27 protein-coding genes are annotated in these 22,498 nt (G+C 31.9%); all 27 read left to right on the top strand.

Annotated elements, in window-relative coordinates; translation table 11 throughout:
- Positions 1–19 precede the first annotated feature (19 nt).
- The 27 genes from ACWJJ2_RS08285 (at position 20) to ACWJJ2_RS08155 (ending at position 22,369) form a co-directional block, all read left to right on the top strand.
- Positions 20–1,897 (top strand): DNA primase family protein, encoded by a 1,878-nt coding sequence (locus tag ACWJJ2_RS08285; protein WP_462954212.1) that lies wholly within the window; start codon positions 20–22, stop codon positions 1,895–1,897.
- A 575-nt stretch (positions 1,898–2,472) separates the two neighbouring features.
- Positions 2,473–2,892, top strand: a complete 420-nt coding sequence (locus tag ACWJJ2_RS08280; RefSeq protein ID WP_462954211.1) for a sigma factor-like helix-turn-helix DNA-binding protein — start codon at positions 2,473–2,475, stop codon at positions 2,890–2,892.
- 123 nt (positions 2,893–3,015) lie between these two features.
- Positions 3,016–3,408: a phBC6A51 family helix-turn-helix protein gene (locus ACWJJ2_RS08275; protein ID WP_462954210.1), complete on the top strand. Its 393-nt coding sequence runs from the start codon at positions 3,016–3,018 to the stop codon at positions 3,406–3,408.
- 310 nt (positions 3,409–3,718) lie between these two features.
- Entirely contained in the window at positions 3,719–3,910 is a 192-nt protein-coding gene (locus ACWJJ2_RS08270) for a hypothetical protein (RefSeq protein WP_462954209.1), read from the top strand.
- 20 nt (positions 3,911–3,930) lie between these two features.
- Entirely contained in the window at positions 3,931–5,640 is a 1,710-nt protein-coding gene (locus ACWJJ2_RS08265) for a hypothetical protein (RefSeq protein WP_462954208.1), read from the top strand.
- A 13-nt stretch (positions 5,641–5,653) separates the two neighbouring features.
- The gene (locus tag ACWJJ2_RS08260; RefSeq protein ID WP_462954207.1) at positions 5,654–6,943 is read left to right on the top strand and encodes a phage portal protein; all 1,290 of its coding nucleotides are present in this window, start codon (positions 5,654–5,656) and stop codon (positions 6,941–6,943) included.
- Positions 6,943–7,818, top strand: a complete 876-nt coding sequence (locus ACWJJ2_RS08255; protein ID WP_462954206.1) for a minor capsid protein — start codon at positions 6,943–6,945, stop codon at positions 7,816–7,818. The genes ACWJJ2_RS08260 and ACWJJ2_RS08255 overlap by 1 nt, the downstream gene beginning before the upstream one ends.
- Positions 7,819–8,012: 194 nt before the next feature.
- On the top strand, positions 8,013–8,444 hold the full coding sequence (locus ACWJJ2_RS08250; protein ID WP_462954205.1) for a hypothetical protein: 432 nt from the start codon (positions 8,013–8,015) through the stop codon (positions 8,442–8,444).
- A gap of 94 nt (positions 8,445–8,538) precedes the next feature.
- Positions 8,539–9,156 carry a DUF4355 domain-containing protein gene (locus ACWJJ2_RS08245; protein WP_462954204.1) on the top strand — a complete coding sequence of 206 codons (618 nt, stop codon included), beginning with the start codon at positions 8,539–8,541 and terminating at the stop codon, positions 9,154–9,156.
- 17 nt (positions 9,157–9,173) lie between these two features.
- A complete protein-coding gene (locus ACWJJ2_RS08240) occupies positions 9,174–9,581 on the top strand; it encodes a hypothetical protein (RefSeq protein ID WP_462954203.1) in 408 nt (135 codons plus the stop codon).
- A 23-nt stretch (positions 9,582–9,604) separates the two neighbouring features.
- Positions 9,605–10,648, top strand: a complete 1,044-nt coding sequence (locus tag ACWJJ2_RS08235) for a major capsid protein (RefSeq protein ID WP_462954202.1) — start codon at positions 9,605–9,607, stop codon at positions 10,646–10,648.
- 51 nt (positions 10,649–10,699) lie between these two features.
- The gene (locus ACWJJ2_RS08230; protein WP_462954201.1) at positions 10,700–10,927 is read left to right on the top strand and encodes a hypothetical protein; all 228 of its coding nucleotides are present in this window, start codon (positions 10,700–10,702) and stop codon (positions 10,925–10,927) included.
- Positions 10,928–10,929: 2 nt separating this feature from the next.
- A complete protein-coding gene (locus tag ACWJJ2_RS08225) occupies positions 10,930–11,226 on the top strand; it encodes a phage head-tail connector protein (protein ID WP_462954200.1) in 297 nt (98 codons plus the stop codon).
- A 4-nt stretch (positions 11,227–11,230) separates the two neighbouring features.
- Positions 11,231–11,548, top strand: coding sequence for a hypothetical protein (locus tag ACWJJ2_RS08220; RefSeq protein WP_462954199.1), 318 nt, complete (start codon positions 11,231–11,233; stop codon positions 11,546–11,548).
- The gene (locus ACWJJ2_RS08215) at positions 11,538–11,891 is read left to right on the top strand and encodes an HK97-gp10 family putative phage morphogenesis protein (protein WP_462954198.1); all 354 of its coding nucleotides are present in this window, start codon (positions 11,538–11,540) and stop codon (positions 11,889–11,891) included. Before ACWJJ2_RS08220 ends, ACWJJ2_RS08215 begins: the two co-directional genes overlap by 11 nt.
- Positions 11,891–12,271 carry a hypothetical protein gene (locus tag ACWJJ2_RS08210; RefSeq protein WP_462954197.1) on the top strand — a complete coding sequence of 127 codons (381 nt, stop codon included), beginning with the start codon at positions 11,891–11,893 and terminating at the stop codon, positions 12,269–12,271. Before ACWJJ2_RS08215 ends, ACWJJ2_RS08210 begins: the two co-directional genes overlap by 1 nt.
- 29 nt (positions 12,272–12,300) lie before the next feature.
- Positions 12,301–12,888, top strand: coding sequence for a hypothetical protein (locus ACWJJ2_RS08205; RefSeq protein WP_462954196.1), 588 nt, complete (start codon positions 12,301–12,303; stop codon positions 12,886–12,888).
- Between the two features lie 58 nt (positions 12,889–12,946).
- The gene (locus ACWJJ2_RS08200; protein WP_462954195.1) at positions 12,947–13,282 is read left to right on the top strand and encodes a hypothetical protein; all 336 of its coding nucleotides are present in this window, start codon (positions 12,947–12,949) and stop codon (positions 13,280–13,282) included.
- Between the two features lie 56 nt (positions 13,283–13,338).
- On the top strand, positions 13,339–13,578 hold the full coding sequence (locus ACWJJ2_RS08195; RefSeq protein ID WP_462954194.1) for a hypothetical protein: 240 nt from the start codon (positions 13,339–13,341) through the stop codon (positions 13,576–13,578).
- Positions 13,579–13,624: 46 nt separating this feature from the next.
- On the top strand, positions 13,625–16,405 hold the full coding sequence (locus ACWJJ2_RS08190) for a phage tail protein (RefSeq protein WP_462954193.1): 2,781 nt from the start codon (positions 13,625–13,627) through the stop codon (positions 16,403–16,405).
- A gap of 10 nt (positions 16,406–16,415) precedes the next feature.
- Entirely contained in the window at positions 16,416–17,102 is a 687-nt protein-coding gene (locus ACWJJ2_RS08185) for a distal tail protein Dit (RefSeq protein ID WP_462954192.1), read from the top strand.
- Entirely contained in the window at positions 17,099–19,579 is a 2,481-nt protein-coding gene (locus ACWJJ2_RS08180) for a phage tail spike protein (RefSeq protein WP_462954191.1), read from the top strand. The genes ACWJJ2_RS08185 and ACWJJ2_RS08180 overlap by 4 nt, the downstream gene beginning before the upstream one ends.
- A 22-nt stretch (positions 19,580–19,601) precedes the next feature.
- Positions 19,602–19,877: a hypothetical protein gene (locus ACWJJ2_RS08175; RefSeq protein WP_462954190.1), complete on the top strand. Its 276-nt coding sequence runs from the start codon at positions 19,602–19,604 to the stop codon at positions 19,875–19,877.
- A gap of 49 nt (positions 19,878–19,926) precedes the next feature.
- On the top strand, positions 19,927–20,592 hold the full coding sequence (locus ACWJJ2_RS08170) for a BppU family phage baseplate upper protein (RefSeq protein ID WP_462954189.1): 666 nt from the start codon (positions 19,927–19,929) through the stop codon (positions 20,590–20,592).
- 164 nt (positions 20,593–20,756) lie between these two features.
- A complete protein-coding gene (locus ACWJJ2_RS08165) occupies positions 20,757–20,960 on the top strand; it encodes a BhlA/UviB family holin-like peptide (RefSeq protein ID WP_462954188.1) in 204 nt (67 codons plus the stop codon).
- An 11-nt stretch (positions 20,961–20,971) separates the two neighbouring features.
- Positions 20,972–21,886 (top strand): GH25 family lysozyme, encoded by a 915-nt coding sequence (locus ACWJJ2_RS08160; protein ID WP_462954187.1) that lies wholly within the window; start codon positions 20,972–20,974, stop codon positions 21,884–21,886.
- 33 nt (positions 21,887–21,919) lie between these two features.
- A complete protein-coding gene (locus tag ACWJJ2_RS08155; RefSeq protein WP_462954186.1) occupies positions 21,920–22,369 on the top strand; it encodes a hypothetical protein in 450 nt (149 codons plus the stop codon).
- Positions 22,370–22,498 lie beyond the last annotated feature (129 nt).

The raw sequence follows: 22,498 nt of genomic DNA, 5'->3' as shown, positions 1-22,498 counted from the left end.
AAAATTAATTTAAAGTGAGGTGATTAAAATAGATATTTTTAAAGGTTATATACCGCTGGGGGGTAGCCAAGGCAAAACACCTAGTGAGCCATACAAGGATAGAAAAGAGTTTTATTCATTGGATCAAGTTAATGAATTAAATGGTTATGGTGGAGTATTATCCGATAATTTAGTACAAATTGATATAGATGAAGAAGCTGAATTTGAAAAAGTATTAAAAATAGTTGATGATTTACACGTTAACACTTCAATTCTTAGGACAAGCCGAGGAGGGCATCTATATTTCATTGATAATGGTATAGAAAACAGAAAACAAGGATATTCAACACCTATAGGTGTAAAAATTGATACTGGATTAGGACTACAAAATGCGGTTGTACCTTTGAAAGTAAAAAATGTTAACCGAGCATGGATTAAAGAATCCGAAATGTTAGATGTTGTACCAGCGTGGTTAATGCCTATATCTAAAAAAACTATAGATTTTAAAACCATGAGTGAGGGCGACGGTAGAAACCCAGCATTATTTGGTTACATACTCACATTACAACAAAGCGGATTATCTAAAGAAGAAATAAGAGAAACCATAAAGATAATTAACACTTATATTCTTCAAGAGAAACTAGATGCCAGGGAAATAGATACTATATTACGAGATGAAAGTTTTACTAAGCAAAGTTTTTATATAAAAGGTAAGCTGCAGTATGAAATGTTAGCTAAATACTTAAAAGATAATGAGAATGTTATTAAAATAAATAATCAGCTACATATATATGAAGATGGAGTATATACAAGTGATGCAAATAAAATAGAGAAAAAGCTTTTAAAATACATTAATAATTCCACAAAAACACCTAGATCCGAAATAATTAGATATTTAGAATTGATATGCCCTAATGTTAAAGTAACATCACCTAAATATATATTATTAGCTAATGGAATTATGGACCTGGAAACAAAATCACTAGAAGAATTTTCACCAAAATTCATTATAAAAAACAAAATACCAGTATCTTATAATCCAACATCATATAGCAAAGTGGCAGACCAAACCATAAATAATATATGCTGCAATGATAAGCACCTCAGATTGTTAATAGAGGAAATGATGGGTTACTGCTTACTGAGAAGAAATGAAATGGGCAAAGCGTTTATTCTAACAGGAGGTGGAAGTAATGGTAAGAGCACCCTATTAGATGTACTAGAAGCTATGCTGGGGGAAGAGAATATTGCAGCCGTAGAACTTAAAGAATTGAATGATAGATTTAAGACATATCAACTTGAAGGAAAACTTGCCAATATAGGTGATGATATTTCGAAACAATTCATAGAGGATAATAGTACATTTAAAAAATTAGTTACTGGAGAACGTGTCAATGTAGAGCGTAAAGGTAAGGATCCATATGATATTAGTAATTACAGCAAACTCATTTTTAGTGCAAATGACCTACCTAGAATTGATGATACTTCAGATGGATTAAAACGTAGAATTGTATTTATACCTTTCAATGCTAAATTTACTAAAAAAGATGTTGGTTATGATCCGTGGATAAAAGATAAATTGTTAACTAATGAGTCATTAGAGTACATGCTAAAAATATCATTAGAAGGCTTAGACAGAATATTAATGAATAAAGAATTTACATTATCCAAGGCATGTGATGATATATGGACCGAGTATGAACAGGTTAATAATCCAGTGGTTGGCTTTTTAGAAGAAAGTGTAATTGATGAATGTAAAATATCAGATGCATATAAGCAATATCAAGTGTGGTGTGTAGAGGGTGGACTAAAAAGTTTATCTAAAACGGTATTTGGTAGAGAAATTAAAAAACGTGGTTATGAAAGTATCATCACCAAAATAGAGGGTAAGTCAGTTAGAATCTATAAAAAAGTGTAATGCAATATTAGAAAAGCGCGATACCTGTATGTTTTATTCGCCGAGTTGGACAACCATATCCATGCCCGGACCTATAAAGATTTACAAAAATATATCCATAATCTTGATACATAATTTTGGTTACAGATGGAACACAGCAGTAGCAACGGTTTGATGGTAAAAGCTACGCGAAGTTACAGCAAATTAATTTCATCTGTAACCGCTACATAGATTGGTATGACTAGATTAGGAGGTTGTCGGTTACGCGGTTACGCAAATTTAAATTTTCTTTAGTAGAAAAAAACAAAAAAATAAATTACTATAATATATATATAAAGAACTATATATATAGTACCCATATTTCCTAACACTCGAAGCTATACATATCAACGTTTATAGAGGGTACAACTAGTCTTTTCATCTGTAACTTTGTGAAACTTATGAGTGATACCAACAGTTTAAAAGCAATAAAAAGGTGGGAAATAATTACTCTAAGTCCTGTTAAGTGTTGATATGACTCAGGTACAGATAAATGAGTAAAAAGCTTGATTTTTCCTAATTTATATATAGAATTTACTAACAATAGGAGATGAATTATGAATCTATATAAAAAAACAGAGTATTATCTTTATAATTATAAAACAATGAAAGCAGAAATTAAAAATATAGACCTTGAAATAGACCAAATTGAGTATGTAGGATGCGCTGGAATAAGTTATGAAGAAAAGTCAGCTCCAACAAATCAGTTTAATAGCTCCGTAGAAAATGAAGTTATTAGACGAGAAAAGAGAATTGAAAGTTTAAATCATTCAAGAAGAGATATATCAATTAAAATAAATAAAATAGATAATGCTCTAGAAACATTAGTGCCAAGAGATCTTGAAATAATAAAACTCAGATACTTTAATAAACTTAGTTATAGAGAAATAAGTACTAAGATAGATTTATCAGAAGATTATATAGGAGATTTAAAGCGGGATATTATAGGTAAAATTAACGGATTAATATACTTTTAATCCTATATATATCCTGTAATATAGTAGTAAACTATAAATAGTAAGAGAGTTAGCCAGGAGGTTAGCTCTTATTTTTATGTGTAAGATTACATGTGTGGTGTCAAATGAATTGGAGGTGTTAATGTGTTGGATAAAAGGCATTTAGAAGTGTGTCACTTGTTATCTATTGGTACATCAATTACAGAGATAGCAAAGGTTGTAGGTATTACTAGACAAACCATATACGACTGGAAGAAAAAGGAAGATATGAAGGCCGAGCTAGACGAACTCGAACAAGACTTTATTTCTAGCATGCAAGCGAGTGGTAGGGCCTATGCACCTAAGGCTATGGCTAAGCTTATAGAGCTATGTGAGAATGGAACAAGCGATAAGACACAGCTTGATGCAGCCTCTAAGATCGTAGATAAGTACATGAGTAATGCCACTAAGATAGAGATAGCTAATGGTAGAGATAGTAAGGATGATGTAACTGTGGATGTGTTGGATGATGAGATCAAAGAGTTTGATAATGAATGAGAATGTTAACAAATTATGAACATATAAGAGTATAATGTCACTGTTTATGTAGTTAGTGCCTACAAACCCATTGCATTGGTTAATATAATGTCGCGAAATAAATCTTTCACGACATTGCACTATATTGGTAAGTAATAGTTATTATCTTCTTTGTGATGGGGGTGCCCTTCTGTTTTGGGAAGTTTCCAGATGTCCGGGGTTGGGTTACACAATTTCTGCAATATTTTTTTAGGTTAAGGACAGAACCAGTCAAGCAACTTAACAATGCTCAAATAGACTGGACATTAAATATAAAAATGAGGTGAGAATAGTGAAAGTGAAACTATTAACTTACTGGAAAGATGAAAACCTAGAGTGCTGTTGCCCTATCCGAAATAGATGCAACAAGAATCATGGGTGTGAGGAACTTGATTTTACATTAGATACTTATGCTGATATGCATGAGTGTATGAAGCATGACAGTTATATGAGAGTTAAAAGTAGAATGCAACAAAGAAGATAAAATTAAGAGGGTGAGTTAATTTGGATGAAGCAAAACAAAATAGAAAATCATTATATACTCACCTGAAGAGATTATATAATCCAAATAAAGCCGCGTACCTAATGTTAAATCATAAGGACCATTTATTTGATTTTCATGGACTGGCCTGGTCTGTTGGGAAAAGAGACTTTGAATTTTTCTGTATGTATTTTTTACAGGATGTGTTTCTACCTAAAGAAAATAATGCGGCTGCTCCTATTGCTGATGTGCACAGGGAAATATGGCATGATATACAAGAGTCTATTATTGGAAATGGTAATGAGCAAATTGGAAGGATAGAACCAAGAGGAACTGGGAAATCAGCCTTTGGAACTTTTGCTACTACTATATGGTGTCATTGTTACAAATTTAAAAAATATACTCTTTTATGTAGTGATATAGGAAGTACCGCTGAGAAATTTATTAAAGATATTAAAAATACATTCCTGGAAAACACATATTTGGAGAAAGCTTTTGGTAAGCTCTTGGATGATAAAGATAAAAGGTACATATGTAATAGCACACAGCTTGAGTTTACTAATAAAAGCTTTATAGAGTCTATATCTTCAGCATCTCCAATGCGTGGGAGAAAATATGATAATTGTCGTCCTGATTTAATTATTCTTGACGATTATCAGTCGGAGGATGACTGCCGGACTGACGAAGCGAGAACTAAAAAGTGGGTGCGCTTCAGTAATGATGTTAAATTTGCGGCGCAGAAAGCAGTTTATAGAGCAGGTAAGATAATTAAAAAAGGCACTACTTTTATTGCATTGGGAACATTGCAGCATAAGGAGTGCTTTTATTCTAGGCTGATTAAACTACCTACTTGGAAATTTAAAAATGATAAAGGTATTCCAATGGATGATATAGATACTTTTTTTAATACTGGCCTATGGTTAGAGTTTAAAAATTCATTATTTGATTTTAAAAATGAAACACACTTAGAAGATGCTAAAGAATTTTATTGGCAACACATAGATGCTATGAAATTCCCTTTACTGTGGGCTGAATTTTGGGACTGCTTAGATATTGCAATGCAGTATTATGAAAATCCTTCATCATTTAAACAGGAAATACAGGGTGATGTAAATAGTATTGGTGAGAAATGGTTTAAGACTGTTAGAACTGAAGCTCGTAGTGTAATTGAAACACATAAGTTTATAAAAACAATGTTATGTGTGGATCCAGCGAGTACAGCAAATGGTAAATCCGATTACTCAGCCTTTTTAGTTGGTTCAGAATGTGACAATGGGTTAAAGTATGCTCGTAAAGCAGAATTAGCAAAAATAAATTCACGTACTGATTTTGATAAATATATAAAGCGTATGATTGATTTGTTGAAAGAGTATCCGGATACCACTCATGTATATATTGAAAAAAACACTTTTAATGGTGCTGATGCTAACGGACTTGAAAAGTTAATTGATGATGATCCAGTGTTAAGATCCAAAGGAGTAAAAATAATTAATGAAGCTCAGAGAAAAAACAAAGATGATAAAATTAGTACAATCATTCCTTATATGAATAAAGGTCAAATTATTTTTGCTGAAGAAGATGATGAATTTATAAATCAGATACAGGAATTTGCAGGTCAAAAATACTCAATCCATGATGATGCGCCCGACATAACCGCTGAATTTGCAAATAGAATTAATGATATTGAAGTAATTCAGAAGGCAAAACCTTTTGACAGAAATAAATTGTTATAGGAGGTGAGAACCAATGACAACGTTAGAAGAATTATTAAATTCTTGTTATAGTGACTTTACTAATAATATATCTAAAAATCAAGTAATGTATGATTATTATAAAGGTGAAACCGACGCTTTAAAAGACTATAAAATGGTAACTAATAGGTCAAACCTAAAAACAAGGGTAAATTATATAAAAAAGTTTATAAAAGAAGAAGTATCTTATACCTTGGGAAATAAAATTTCTTATGTAAGCAAGACCAGTAATACAAAAATAACAGATGCAATAGAATGTAATTTGGCGCATTGGTCAGAAAAACATGACCCGAATTTATTAAGGTATAGTTTAATATTTGGTGAGGCCTATGAGCTTTATTATATTAATAAACTCGGAGAATTTTGTTCGAGAATACTAACTCCATTAAATTGTTATGTATTTACGAATGCTGATGGAGATGTTGAGTTAGCGCTTCATGTTTTTAAAAAGAAATTTGATACTAATGATTATATTGATGTGTATTTAGCCGATAGAATAGTACATTATAAAGGTGGCATTAGTAATTCTTGTTTGCTTGGGGAAGATGTGCATTACTTTGGAGAGGTACCAGTAAGTGTTTGCTCTATAAGTGAGGAATTAGAATTGGATACTATATTCCAAGATGTAAAAGGACTCCAGGATGCCTATGAAACTAATTTAAGTGATATAACAAATGAAATATCAGATTTTAGAAGTGCTTATTTAGTAGTTACTGGTGTAACAATAGAAGATTCTGACTTGCCAAAAATGAAAGAGCTCGGAGCAATACAGGTACCTAATAAAGATGGTAGCGTAACCTGGCTTATAAAAAATATAAATGATAGTTTTATTCAAAATACACTAAATACGTTAGAAGATAAAATATACCAAATAAGTGGTCATATAAATGCTAATGAAAAATTATCTAGTAATACAAGTAGTTTAGCTTTAAGAACTAGACTTATTTCTTTAGAAAATGTCTGTAGTCTAGATGCAAAAGCAGTTATAAACTGTATTAAAAATAGACTTAGGATATTATTTAAACATCTATACATAAAAAGCTCTGTAACGTATGACTATAAAGATGTTAAGCAGGTATTTACTTATAATATACCCTCGGATGATTTAGTAACAGCGCAAATAATCGCACAGTTAGGTGATAAATTAAGTACTGAAACTGGTATAGCTCAATTAAGCTTTGTTGATAATGTTAGTGATGAAATGGCTAAAATTGCAAAGCAAAACAAATCAAACAGTATCGGACAAAATCTGTTAAATCCTCCAAAAGAGGTTGTGACTAAGTAATGGATAAGAAATATCGTAAAATGATAGAACAAATTAAACTTGATGCTGAAGCATATATTGATGAACAGATGAAACCCGTATATAAAGCACAGAAAGTGGAATTAGATGCCATTCACGCTTTGTTAGGTGAACTGTTTATTAAATATGGTGTAGATGGACTTTTGAAAATGAATAGTCAAGAGAAAGCTGATATAGATGTTAAAAAGATATTGAAAACTATGGGTAAAAAGTTAGGTGATTCCGAAGTAGAGAAAATTACTACAATTATAAGTAGTAGTTATAAGAATACATATTATAAGAACGCTTTTGTTATGGATTCAGGGCTTAAAATAGAATTAAAATTTGATATTTTAAAGAAAGAATTTGTTGATGCTGCAGTAAATGCAAAATATAAAGGCGAGTTTTTCTCAGATAGGATATGGACCCAAAAAGCTAATATGATTGACCAACTTCAAAGCTCTTTAGTTGAAGCCATGAAAGGTAAAGCTCATATTGATAAAATAGGTAGGGATGTTAAAGAAACTTTTAACACAACCGCTTATGAGAGTCAAAGACTTGTCAGAACAGAGAATGCAAGGGTACAAAGTCAAGCTATAGACGATATAGGGCATTCTTCAGGAGTTAGCCAACAAATGTACAGTGCTACTTTAGATATGCTTACAAATCCAATAGATGCTAGTTATGATGGTGAAATATATGACATTGATGATGATAGTAAACCTGAAATTCCAGCTCATCCGAACTGCCGATGCTGCTATATTAATGTCCCTTATGAAGGCTGGACTGCCACTCAGCGGAAAGACAATGAAACTAAGGAATTAATAGATAATACCGATTATGTGGATTGGAAAGCTAATAGAGGAGTTGATGAATAATTGAAAGAAGGTTTATTCTTTTCTATATGGTTAAACATTTTATTTTTATATTACCTGATACATGACACTATTTATTATAAGAAAGTCATTTGTGATTTACAATTTAAGTATAGAAAATCACTTTAAAAATAAATAATAGCATCATACTTTACATATGATATACTATTAGTAATATATGGGAAGCTGGTGTTATTATGAAGTATTGTAAAAATTGTGGGCAGAATGTTGAACCTGTTAAAATTTTCTCTATTAAATGGTTTATAATCAGTGTTTTAACCATTGTGGGTGGTGGAATTTATATCATAAATTACTTGTTTTTTAAGAAAAAGGTTTGCCCTATTTGTCATGGTATAGAATTAGAACATGAGCATAGCGTGGAAGGACTAGATGGTGATATTATACAAATTGGTACGATACCAGAAAAATTATCACGACTAGACCGAATGTCTAAAAATGCAGAGGATGGAAAGCTAAGAGCAATGGATAAAAAAGTTAAATCTAGTCAAAGAGTGGCTGATGCTGATGCTAAACTTGAAAAAGCTAGGCAATATAGGAAAGATTCATTATTAAAAATGAAATTAGAAAGAGAACAAAAGAAACAAGCAAAATTGAATAAAACAAATTAGCATCCTATTTAAGGGGTGCTTTTTTAATGTAAAAAATTAATTGCGTTCTGGGGTCAGTAAAATAGAGTCCAAGAGGGCTAAAAGGAGAAAAATAATGCTAAAAAAAGATTTGTTAAACTTAATAAATAGTTTAAAAGACGAGGACCACGTTGACGATATATTAAATAATTCTGAATTGGTAAAGAAATTTAGTAGTTTGGATGCTTTTAAAAGTAAAATGAACGATGGTGAATTTAAAAGTTTTATGGATAGTGAAAAGGACAAACACTTAACTAAAGGGTTGGAAACATTTAAAACGAATAATTTGACTGCTTTGGTTGATGCTGAGGTTAAGAAAAAATATCCAACTAAGGATCCAAATGAAATAGAAATGGAAAACATGAAGTCTGAAATGGAAAAAATGAAAAAAGAATCTGCAAGAAAAGACTTGAAAACAAATGCTTTAAAGATGCTAAGTGATAAAAAATTACCTACAGATTTAGTAGACTACTTTATAGGCGAAGATGAAAATACAACAAATGATAATCTTACTAAGTTTGAAACCATACTTAATTCAAGCGTAACTTCATTGGTAGCTGAAAAACTAAAAGGTGGATATACTCCTCCAAATGAAAAAGGTGGAGTGGATTCTAATAGTATGGGGATGAAACTTGCACTACAAGCTCAAGAATCACAAAAACAAGCTTCAACAACTAAATCATATTTTGATTAAAAAGGGAGGAAATAATAATGAAATATAATTCAACAAGTTATACAAACAAGAATGAGATCTTGAAATTTGCAGACCACTATGTGTCTATACCGGTGATGGTTGACAATGCAGGTATAGTTGCTAATGCCGATGGTAAAAAACTAGTACTAGCTGGAACTATAGTTGGTGGAACTGGTGGGACTAATGTTATTTTGGTAAATGATACTGTAAAAGCATCTAAACATAATACTCAAGCTGGTGCGACGACTACAGCTGGAGCTGCAGTAGATGCAGAAGGTGTGCTTATGGATGATGTTGATGTAACATTTGGTCCAGCACCAGGTGCAATGTTAGTTCACGGATTTGTTAATTTGGCTAAACTACCTGAAGCTCCATCTGTTGATGCAATATCAACTTTGAAAACAAGAATAACATTTTTAAAATAATAAAAAAAGGAACGGTGATATAAATGTCTAATATTTATGATTTATTTAAAGCTAAGGAACTTGGAGTATATTACACAAACAATCCATCATTACAAATTCCATACATGGGAGCAACTTTATTCCCAGCTAAAAAACAATTAGGACTAGACTTAAGTTGGATAAAAGGATCTAAGGGACTACCTGCAATATTAAAACCATCTGCATATGATTCAAAAGCAACATTGAGAGATAGAGTTGGTTTTGATAAAATTGAAACTGAAATGCCTTTTTTCAAAGAGGCTATGAAAATAGGAGAAAAAGAAAGACAAGAATTAAATAAAGTATATGCTTCAGCAAATGCAGATTTAGTAATGCCATTAATCAATAGTATATATGATGATGTTGCAAATTTAGTAGCAGGTGCCGAAGTTGCTGCTGAAAGAATGAGAATGCAACTATTAGCTAGTGGTAAAATATCTATAATTGCTAATCGCTTAAATTTTGATTATGATTATAAATTCCCAGCTACTCATAAAGAAGCTTTACTTACCACTGCCAAATGGTCCGCTCTTACTACTGCTACACCTATTCAGGATATTCAGAGATGGCAGGATAAAGTGGAGGGGGATAGTGGAAGTAGACCAACTAGAGCCATTTGCACTAGAAAGACTTGGAACTACTTACTTATGAATAACTCCATTAAGCTTGATTTAAATCCTACAGGTGGCTTAAACGTTATAATGACTGATGCTATGATGAAACAATACTTACAGGCTAAGCTTGGTTTATCGGTAGCAATTTATAATAAAATGTTTAAAAATTATGACGGTGCAGCAACATTATTCTTCCCGGATGATGTATTTACAATTCTTCCAGAAGGAAACTTGGGAAATACTTATTTTGGTACAACTCCAGAAGAATCCGACTTAATGGCTGGGGCAAATGCTGATGTAACTATTGTTAATTTAGGAGTTGCAATAACTACTTCAAAGGAAGTGGATCCAGTTAACGTAAATACAAAAGTTTCTGCTATCACGCTACCATCATTTGAAAGCATTGATACTGTATTTATAGCAACAGTTAATTAGCAAAGAGGGGAAAATTCCCCTCTTATTTTTATATTGAAAGGAATGATTTAAATGGCAGATAAAAAAGAAGTACTAGAACCTGTAAAGGAAGTTGTAGAAGCACCCAAAAAAATAAAAGTAGAAATAACAGCAAATATTAAATATGGGGAATTAATCCATAGTATTGGAGAGAAAATTTATATACTAGCATCTGAGGTTGAAGAACTTGAAGCTTTAAATTTGGTTAAAAAGTTAGTTTTTGAAAAGGAAGAAAATGACTCAGCAAAAGTAGGTGAATAGTTATGATACTTGAAGATTTAAAAATATTATTAAAAAAAGATTCTTCAGAGGAGCCTATATTAACTTTGTATATGAAAGAAGCTATTTCGGTGATAACTAATTATCTTAAAAACGGTTTAGATGTAGAAGTAACTTACCCAGAAGCAGTAGTAAAGTATGTGATTTTAGCTTATAGGAAGAAAGGTAATGAGGGTTTGAAACAATTTGCACAGGGTAGCCGTAGTGGAACATATGAAAATACTATTCTTAGTAGTATAAAAGATTTGCTACCATTGCCTTCTATAAGGATGATGGGGTGATTATATGTTGGAAGATTATAAAGTAGGTGTGTGGAATAAGGCAACAGGGACTAAAGTGAATGGAATATTTATTTCTGGTATATTAACATGGGTTAAAGACGTTAATGCTGATATACAGCCTTATAGTAAGGCTTTACTGTTAAAGAACTATGGCTATGATATTGAGGTTAATAAAAGAATTTATATAGATTATTTTGATAAAAACATTAATATAGGAACTTTGTTAAAATACACTAATGAATATGATAAATTGATAAGTTTAGAAGTTAAAGCTATTCCTTGGGATGATGGATATATGGAGGTGATGTGTTTTGGGTTATAAATCTTATAAAAATGCTGTATTAGTTGCCCTGAAATTATGTAGGCATGAGTTCTGCGTTGGTGTAGAAACTCTAACTGTTGCTGAGATTCAATCAATAACTCCAGTTGGTGTGGGTACAACAAACCCAGGCAATCTAAAAAAATGTATAGCCTCAGATATAATTCCTGGTGATAAAGGGGTTTATGTAGGAGTGACACCTGCGGCGCCTTATGGTAAATGGGTAGACCAAGGCTCGAGTAAACAAAGAGCTCAACATTTTTTACAAGATGGCGCAAATAATTCAATACCAAAATTAGCATTGGTTGCTAACCGAGTTTATAAAAGTAAAATGGGTGGTAAATGATGTTAGAGTTATATGAAATATTGAGTAATATTATTGAACCTATTTGTACATGTTGTGTGGACCATTACCCAACCACATTAGATAAGGTTTATCCCTATGTAGAAATCAATTTTCCTAATGCAACATCTAATAATAGCTTTAGTGATAATAATTTGTTAGAAGTGAGTGTATGGCATAATTTAGACACTGATATAAGAGAGATTGAAACTATAACAGATGCTATTCACAAAGCATTAAATAAAACTCATTATTTAACGCCTACGCTATTTGCAACTATAGGCAGAGAAACACCTAACAGAATAAAATTGGATGATGAAATGATAGGAATACAGAGAAGAAAATTAAGATATACAGTTAAAAGTTATAAAATAAAACAATAAAATAAAACAATAAAATAAAACAATAAAATATGAAAGAAGGAATAAAGATGGACGAAATAGGGAGCACCAATACAGTAGGGTTCAGTGAAGAAACAGCTAAAAATCTATTAATAGATAGTGGAGCAATATATAAAAATTATGGTTTGATAGGCGAAAAATTAATATCTGCTACTAGTGGCGGTAATGAATTTAATGCTATCGTAAAAACAAGGGATGTAAAAGCAGATGGTGTCAAGGGAGTTCAAAAGGGTTTAAGATTCATAACAGATGCAGAAATTACGTTAAAGGCTAACTTACTAGAGTTCACGGCAGAAACGCTTAAAATGGCACTAATGGGAGAAATAGATAGCACTGGTGTAGATTACGATGTAATTACAGGCAAAACTTATATAGCAGATTCTGATTATTTAGAAAATATAGCTTTAGTGGGAAAAATTAGTGGTAGTTTAAAACCGGTAGTAATTATTCTTAAAAATGTACTTAATACTGATGGTTTAAAATTTAAAACTGAGGATGATAAGGATTTAGTTTTACCAGTCACATTTACAGCTTTCGGGGATCCTAAAACACCAAATAATCTACCTTATGAAATTAGGTATCCAAAAGTAGCTGTCTAAAAAATAAGCACTCCTATGGGTGCTTTTCTTATTTGAAAAATATTGGAGGTATTAATATATGAGAACATTAAAAACTGCAGATTTATTTAGTTTATCAAGAATTTTAAAAAAGATGAATGTTAAAAATGATATTAAAAAGGTAGCCACAGATGTTACTGGGTTAGCTGAAGACGATAAGAAAAAAGCAGAGCAGACTATGCAAATAGATTTAATGATGATATTTGTTGAAAATATTGGTAGTGCTGAAAAAGAAATAAATAAATTACTAGGTGATTTAACTGGTAAAACTTCTAAAGCAATTGAAGAATTAGGGTTAACTGAGTTAATAGAATTATTTAAAGAGTTGATGGCCCAAGAAGGGGTCGGAAGTTTTTTATCTACAGCACTCAAATAGATGATGTTGGGTGCTTAGATTTACTTTTAAATAGATACAATAGTTTAGATTATATTATGGAAATGGATATTGATGATGGGCTAGATCAGATTAGAGGAGCCTACGAGAAAGATGCCGAGGCTAAGTTATATAAACAATATTTAGTGGACTATGGAAACATGGATCAAGAACATTTTATAAGCTTTGAAAATTATAAAATAAAAGCCTTTGCAACTCCAATAAAATTAGATAAAGAAAAAATATTGAGTGAAGCATTGAAGATAAAAGAAGCCGATCAAAATAGTACCAATAATTAAGCATCCAATAATGGGTGTTTTTTATTTTGTAGAAAGGAGGTAGACAATGCAAATTTTTGAGCTCTTTGGAAGTATACTGCTAAAAGATTCCGGGGCAACAAAACAACTTGATGCCTTCGATAAAAAAGGTAGAGCAACAGATAAAAGTATGGGATTAAGTTTTGGTTCTATTGCTAAAGCTGCATTAAAGGTCGGAGCTGTTCTTGGAGCCAGCGTGGGAATAAAATCTATGATAACAAGTGCAGCAAAAGGACAGGAAAGACTTACACAAATGGAAAATGTTTTAAAGTCTACACATGGAGCAGCCGGCATGACAAAAGAGTCTTTGCTTAAACTTGCGGAGTCCCAAGGCAAACTTACAACATTTAGTAAAGGCACTAATATGGAGACCGAGAATTTAATGCTGACCTTTACAAAAATAGGAAAAGAAGTTTTTCCAGACACTCTAGCAGTCGTGAATGATATGAGCCAAGCACTAGGACAAGATACAAAAGCCAGTGCAACCCAATTAGGTAAAGCCTTACAAGATCCAATTAAGGGTGTAGGGGCACTTAGTAAGATAGGTGTTAATTTTACAGCACAACAAAAAGAACAAATTAAAGCAATGATGGGCGTAGGTAATATTGCAGGGGCACAGAAAATAATATTGGGTGAACTTAAAACGGAGTACGGTGGAAGTGCTATAGCAGCAGGAAAAACATTCAACGGTCAAGTTACAATATTAAAAAATGGATTGATGGGTATGAGTGCTTCTATAGGTAGTACTGTATTACCTTATTTAACTAAATTTACAACCATGATTAATAACAATATGCCAAAAATCAAACAAGTTCTAACGAACATGATTGATGCTGTAGTGCCTAAATTTGCAGAGTGGATAAAACTAATAGGACAAATTGCAAAAGAATTATTACCAGACTTTAGTAGTGCTACTGATGGTGTAAAAGGTAAACTGGGCGGATTTGGTAGTGCTCTAGGACTAATAACAAAAATATTAACAACTATGAAAGATAATATTGGACTTGTAAAAGCAGGACTAATAGCATATGGAGTAGTAATAGGAATACAAACCGGCATAAACATAGCACATAATGCTCAACTTGTAATACAAAAAGCTTTACAAATAGCTAAAATGATTAGAGATAAAGCCGAAACAGTATACATATGGTTATTAATTGCTGCTGATAAAGCTCAGGCTATAGCTAAAGGAGCACTTGCTATAATAACAGGTACCGTAACTACAGCTCAATTAGCACTGAATGCAGCATGGTTAGCAAATCCAATAGGTGTTGTAATAGCTTTAATAGTTGCATTAGTGGCAGGATTAGTAATTTTATTCAATCATAATAAAAAATTTCATGATTTTGTAGTTAAATCGTGGGCCGTAATAAAAGAGGTTGTTGGAAGTGCGATTACTGCAATAGTTGGATTCTTTAAAGACTTATGGACTAATATTAAAGTTTGTTTAACAAGTATGAAAACAGGAATAAGCACAATTTTAACGAGCATAAAAGAGTTCTTTGTAAATACTTGGACATCTGTTAAAGCAAAAACAGAAAGTATTTTTAATGGTATAAAAGCATTTATGAGTATGGTATGGAATGGTATTAAAACAGCTGTAATGGCTACAGTTACCCCATTTGTTAATGGTATAACTAATATTTTTAATGGCATGAAAACTGGATTGACAACAATTTTTAATGGCTTGAAAACATTCTTTACTGGAGTATGGAACGCAATCAAATTAATCTTCTTAGGCCCGATTTTATTAATATGTGATTTAGTTACTTGCAACTTTACAAAATTAAAAGAAGATGCTATGAAAATATTTAACGGACTTAAAAATGCTTTTGGTGAAATATGGGACGGTATTAAACAGATATTCTTGGGCACTGTACAAGCAATTGCAGGGGCGCTGAGTGTAATTTGGGATGGTATGATAAATAGTGCAAAAGCAATTTTCAATGGTTTTAAAAGCTTTATGTCTAGTTTATGGGATGCTATTAAAAGTACAGCGTTAAGCGTTTGGAATGGTTTAAAAGCTGGAGTAACAGCTATTATAAATGAAACAGTTAATGGTGCCAAAGCAATATGGGATGGCTTTAAATCATTTATGAGCAACTTAGGTAACAGTATTAAGTCTAATGCAATAAATGCTTTTAATGGTTTAAAAGCATCCGTTATAAACATCTGTAATAGTACAGTTAATGGAGCAAAGAACGTATGGAATGGCTTAATGAGTTGGTTTAGACAACTACCTAGTACATTACAAAGCATTGGAAGTAATATGTTTAACAGTATGCGAAGCGGTGTAACTAGCACTATTAGTGGTGTTGGAAGTGCTATCCGAAGCGGAATTGGAAATGCGATTAGCTTCTTGAGAAATTTACCGTCAGAAATGATGGGTTATGGACGAGATATGATACAAGGTATGATTGATGGTATTTGGAGCATGATTGGTAATGTTACAGATGCAGTAAGCAGTGTTGGAGATACAATAAGAAGTTACTTACATTTTAGTGTACCCGATGAAGGCCCACTCACAGATTACGAGTCATGGATGCCCGATTTCATGCAAGGAATGGCAAAAGGCATAGATAATAACAAGTTTAAAATAACGGATTCGTTAAAATCTCTTACGTCTGACATGAAAGTTAACGCTAAAATATCTACAGAAGGTACAAAAGATGTTAATTTAAACCCAACTAGTAAAAATTCTAGTGGATTTACTATAAACATAAGTGGATTTGTTAACAACAGAAAAGAAGACGTAGAAGAACTAATGGAAGAAATGGCCTTTATCGCAAAGAAAAAAGGGTTAGCATAGGAGGTGGCAAATGAATAGTTTTATATGGAATGGGAAAGACAGTTATGAAGATTTCGGGATAATTATTAATAGGCTACCACCCGAGACTATTCCCGAGTCAGATATAGAAGAAATACCTATTATTGGTAGAGATGGAGATTTAACAATAGATAATCACGCTAAGAAAAGTTATACATTACCAATTGACTGTACTTTGTTAGATTCTAGTAGAATACAAGAAGTAAAAATGTGGCTAATGGGTGGCTTAGGAGATTTAATATTTAACTGGCAGCAAGATTATAAATATGAAGCTAAGTTAAATAATAAAATAGACATAGCACAAAGCATGGAGATATGCGGAGAATTTCAGATAATATTTAAAGTCAAACCTTACAAAAAAAGTATAAATGACAATATAATAACCTTAGAAGCCACAGGAACACTTTATAATAACAGTGGTGTAATTAGTAAGCCTATAGTTAAACTTTATGGCACAGGCGATATTACGCTCATGGTTAATAGCCAAACTGTAGAATTAACTAATATTGATGAATATATAACTATAAACTCAGATATGCAAAATGCTGATAAAGATACATTATCCCAAAACAATAATATAAATAGCGAATTTCCGATTTTAGAGATTGGCAATAATATGATTAGTTGGAGCGGAGCAGTTACGAAGCTAGAAATAACTCCTAATTGGAGGTACATATGATAAATTTATATGATAGCAAAACAACAAAAGGTAATTTTAATAATAATGGTTTAGTAGTTTTAAATGATTGTATTTCTTGCAAAGTCGTAAACGAATTAAACGGGATGTATGGGTTAGATATAGAATATCCTATAGATGAACACGGTAAATGGAAATATTTATTAGAAAATAATATTATAAAATCAGATGGACAATTATTTAGGATATTTCACAAACAAAAGAAATTAACTTCCGTTTTAATAAGCGCTAGACATATTTTTTATGACCTTTTAGACAACCTATTAGAAGACGTTAGACCAATGGAACTAAGCGGTGAAGGTGCTTTAGATTGGATATTAACACGTACACAATATCAACACCCCTTTACTTCCACTAGTGACGTGCAAACAGTTGCAACAAGATATTTTATACGTAAAAACGTAGTGGAAGCAATTATGGGACAAGATGGAATAATAAACAATTGGGGTGGAGAATTAGTACGAGATAACTTCAACATTGAATTATTAGGTGCTAGAGGACTTGATCGTGGAGTTTTAGTTGCTTATGGGAAAAACATACAGGGTATAGAAGAAACTTTAGACATAGACGGGTTATGCACTAGAGCAATGCCGAAAGGAAATAACGAATTATTATTACCCGAAAAGTATATTGATAGCCAGTATATTAATAATTATCCGCATCCAAAAATAAAGATTATAGAATTTAATGATATAGGAATAGATGAAACAAATGGTATAACATTAGAAATGGCTGAAACACAGTTGAGAGAAGCTTGTAATTCTTATTTATTAACAAGTAAATGTGATGTTCCTCAATTTAATTACAAAATTGATTTTTTAGAACTTAGTAAAACAGAGGAATATAAGAATTATGCAGTATTAGAAAGAGTTTATCTAGGCGATACAGTAACAATTAAACACAGTAAATTAAATATTAATTTAAAAGCTAAAGTAATAAAAATAACTAAAAATATTTTAACCGATAGAATTGAAAAGATTGAGTTAGGAAGTTTTAAACCCAATCTAGCTACTAGTATTAATAATGCAATTCAAGAAATAAAAAAAGAAGTAGTACAAGTTCAAAGCGATTATCAAAAAGCTATAGACAATGCTACACAACTTATAACTGGTAGTAAAGGTGGCAATGTAGTAATAAGACAGAGTCAAGATGGAAAGCCTTATGAAATTTTAATAATGGACACTGATAATATTAATACTGCGATGAATGTTTGGCGATGGAATTTGGGCGGATTTGGACATAGCGGTACTGGTGTAAATGGCCCATATAATACCGCAATTACACAAACTGGTAGTATTGTAGGTAAGTTTATTACAGCACTAGAAATAAGCGGGGAACAAATTACAGCAGGAATTATTAAATCTAAAAACAATAAAACATTTATAAATATGGAAGATGGAACGTTTAATTTAGCTAATAGAATTAAATTTGATGGTGATAAATTCGATATAGATATAGGCCAGATTGGTGGAACTAATTTACTTCAAGACAGTAATTTTGAAATGAATACAGTAGCTATAACTAGTGCCAGTAGTGATGTTAGCAACGCTTGGATAAATGGAGCAAATGAACCTAGTGCTTACAGAGGAGATAGGGTCTTATTCGTAGATAGTTCCAAGGGCGGAGATGTATATGTTTATACTAGTTTAAAGACTAATGTTAAGGCAGGAACTACTTACACACTAAGCTATTACTCTCGATGTGCGGGAGAAATCTCCACTGATTTTTCTGCTTCTTATATACAATACGACACCGGAGACCACTTTCTGCTGCCCTTCTCAACTAGATTGGGAAAGCAGTGGGTAAGAAACGTTGTTACTTGGACATGCCCACAAGGTATATCTAGCATACGATTCCGTTTTGGATTGAAAATGCTAGGTTATGCTTGGTTTAATATAGATTGTGTGCAAGTAGAAGAAGGGCAATATGCTACAGCATGGACACAAAATCAAAATGAATTAAAAACCGCATCGTTTGAAGTTAATGAAGACCACGCAAGATTTACTGGTGCAAATGGCAGTTATACAGAATTTAATCCATCACAAACCGGTTTGAAATGGCACAAAAACAGTACAGATGGTGGAAAAGATTATCATTATCTAATGTATATGGGTGAAGTTAACATAAAAAGTAATGGTGGTATATGGGATGAAAAAATAATAACACTTCCCAGTGAATTTAAAGGTAAAGATTTTAGTATAGTTGTTAGTATAGGAGGATGGAATATACCCTCATATCATTTTTTAGCTGATATACATAAAACATCATATGTAGAAAGTAAAGAAAATGGAACCATACGAATAGTAGCTTCTTTACATGCGATGAAAGCAGTACCTCAATTTGGTTGTATTGGTGGAGTATCAAGCGGAGATAACACTTTTGGTTGGTTTTTAGATGGAGATTTAATATATATAAACACAGTAGGAGATTTAACAATTGCTTATACAGTAACAGCATAATAAAAGAGAGGAATGATTAATTATGGATTATACACAAATAGAACATGAAGCAAAAATGACAATATTTTATAGCAAACGCACGGGGGAAATTAAATGCGTTTGCAGTGGAATACAAGATTTTAAAATGTACGGAAATGATGCAGAAGATTACAACTTGATTTTTAATTTAATTGTAATGAATAAAGACAATTATGTAATAGAAAATTCTCATAGATTCATTATGGATTTAACTTGTGTAATACCAGTGCTATGTATTAAAAAAGAGGAAGTTGATAAATACCCAATGGCATCTGCTTAAATTGCAGGTGCTTTTTATATGTAAAAAAATGTAGAGGAGTGGTGAAAAGTTGGAAAATAAATATAACGTAAAAATTGATCTAAAAAGCAGAGAGATTAAAACAGATGCTCGATTTAGAGTTGGAGACACAAACTCAGCAACCTTGGGAATTGAACTAACTAATAATAGAGAAGTTGTAGATATTACAGGACAAAATATAACATTTAATTTTCAGAAAGCTGACGGAAAAACAGTTACGCAGGATATGACGAGTGGAGTTAAAATTGTAGATGGAATAAATGGATTGTTTGATATCGTACTAAGAAACGAGACATTACAATGTGCGGGCATGGTAAAAGCAAATATAACATTTACAAAAAATGATGAAATTACTTCTACAATAATTTTTACATTTCCCGTAGATAATTCTATAGGCGAAGGGGAAATATCCAAAAACTATATAAATGCAGTTGAAACAAAGCTAATAGAATGGGAAAGTGCATTTTATGTTGCAGAAACAGATAGAGATAAAGAGTTCAAATTTATTGCAGACACATATGAACAAGCCAGTCACGATAATGTAAATATAGAATTAGTAAATGCTAGAAAAGGTGAAAAAGATGTAGGTGCTAGATTAGATAAAACAGATACAAATAATGTAAATTCAATAAATGCGATAAAGTCAGAATTGGCAAATATATCGTCACAACCTGAATTACTGTTAAGAGTATATTAGTAGCTTTAAAAACTGCTTAAACATAAGTAACTACTTAAGTTTAAGATACTTCTAGGTATTCACATACTGAATTATATTTATGACGTACTTGGAAATTAGCACGACACAACTAAGGCACTCGAGAGGGTGTCTTTTTCTATACAAAAAATTAAGGAGATGGTGGGATGGAAGCAATAATGGTTAAAGCAGTTTCGCAAGGATTGTGGTGTGCAATGTTTATTTGGTTGTTATTTTATATCTTAAAAGAGCAAAAAACTAGAGATGTAAAGAGTGAGGAAAGGGAAACTAAATATCAAACGATCATAGAAGGGTTAACAGATACAGTAAATGTAAAACTAGATAAATTATTAGAAAAAATAGAAAAATAGGAGGTTTCATCATGAAAGGTATAGATATAAGTAATTATCAAGGCAGTGTTGATTTTGCAAAGGTTAGAGCAAGTGGGGTAGAAATTGTAATACTAAAAAGTACAGAGGGTAGAACGTGGAAGGATAGTAATTTTAGTACATACTATGCTAATGCAACTGCAGCTGGATTGAAGGTTGGAGTTTATCACTACCTTCGAAATAATAGCACTCAAGACGAAATTGACAATTTTTTAAGCGTAATAGGAAATAGAAAATTTGATTGTAAGATAATAATAGATATAGAAGAGAATTTCGGAAGTGTAGCGCAGAACAGTAAAAGAGTAAGAGACTTTGCAGACATATTAATTTCAAAAGGATATGAAGTAGCCTTATATACAGGAGATTATTTTTTTAAAGATAATTTGAATAATTCTGTAAAAGATATTCCACTTTGGGTAGCACACTATGGTGGCACTCCATTTTCTAAAAATATAGGACATCAATACACAGAAACAGGCCATGTAAACGGAATAAGTGGGAATGTAGATATTAATAATTTTACAGATGGCATATTTTTAAAAGGATGCAATAATACTTCAAATATCAAGCCTTCTGATCCTGCGACAAGCGATAATGATTGGATTAGAAGATTACAACAAGAGTGCAATGCACAGGGATTTAGTAATCAAAAAGTGGATGGATGGTACGGAGAAAACACACTAAATGGTTGTCCAATGGTAAAGCCCGGTGCAAAAGGAACTATTACAAGGTTATTGCAAGAAAAGCTCAATGCTCTTACCTATAATACGAATGGTGTTGATGGAATATATGGATCTACAACTCGTAATGCTATATTTAACTACCAAAATAATCACGGGCTCAGCGCAGATGGAATATGTGGGAAAGACACATGGAGAGAAATAATAAAACAACAAAATATACAATAAAAAATATAAAATTAAGAGGAGAGTGTATTATAAATGAACAATTTTTTAACAATATTATATCCAATACTATTAACAATTTTAACAGGGGTTTTAGGTTATGTAGGTAAAGAGATAGTAAAACTAGTGCCTAAACTAGTATCTTTTGTGGTAGCTAAAATAGGGCTCACAAACTATCAAAAAAATAAACTGGTGGCATTAGATATTTTTAATGTAATAGAGGAGGATAAAAGACTAGGTAAACTAGTAAATTCTAAAATAGATAAATTTGAAACTCTTATAAAAATTAAAATACCGGGAATAACGGATTCAGATATATTACTATTAAGACAGAGTATTGCGGGAGAATATAATAAAGATAAGCCTATAATTATAAAGGCTATGGAAGAACCAGTAACTATAGCATCACCAATTATAAAATATTTTGCAGCGGATGGGATAACAGAACTAAAACCCATAATTATAACAGACCAAGTAGAACAATAATTTTAAGCCTGAGGTTAGAGAAATCTAGCTTCGGGCTTTTTCTATTTTTAAAAACATAGTATCATTAAATCGATTAAAGGGATTTGTACCTATTTGTAGAAGTATACATATAATATATGCAAGGAAGGG

It is taken from the genome of Clostridium sp. CM039 (genome assembly GCF_055081075.1).
This window is presented reverse-complemented; position numbering and strand designations above follow the sequence as displayed.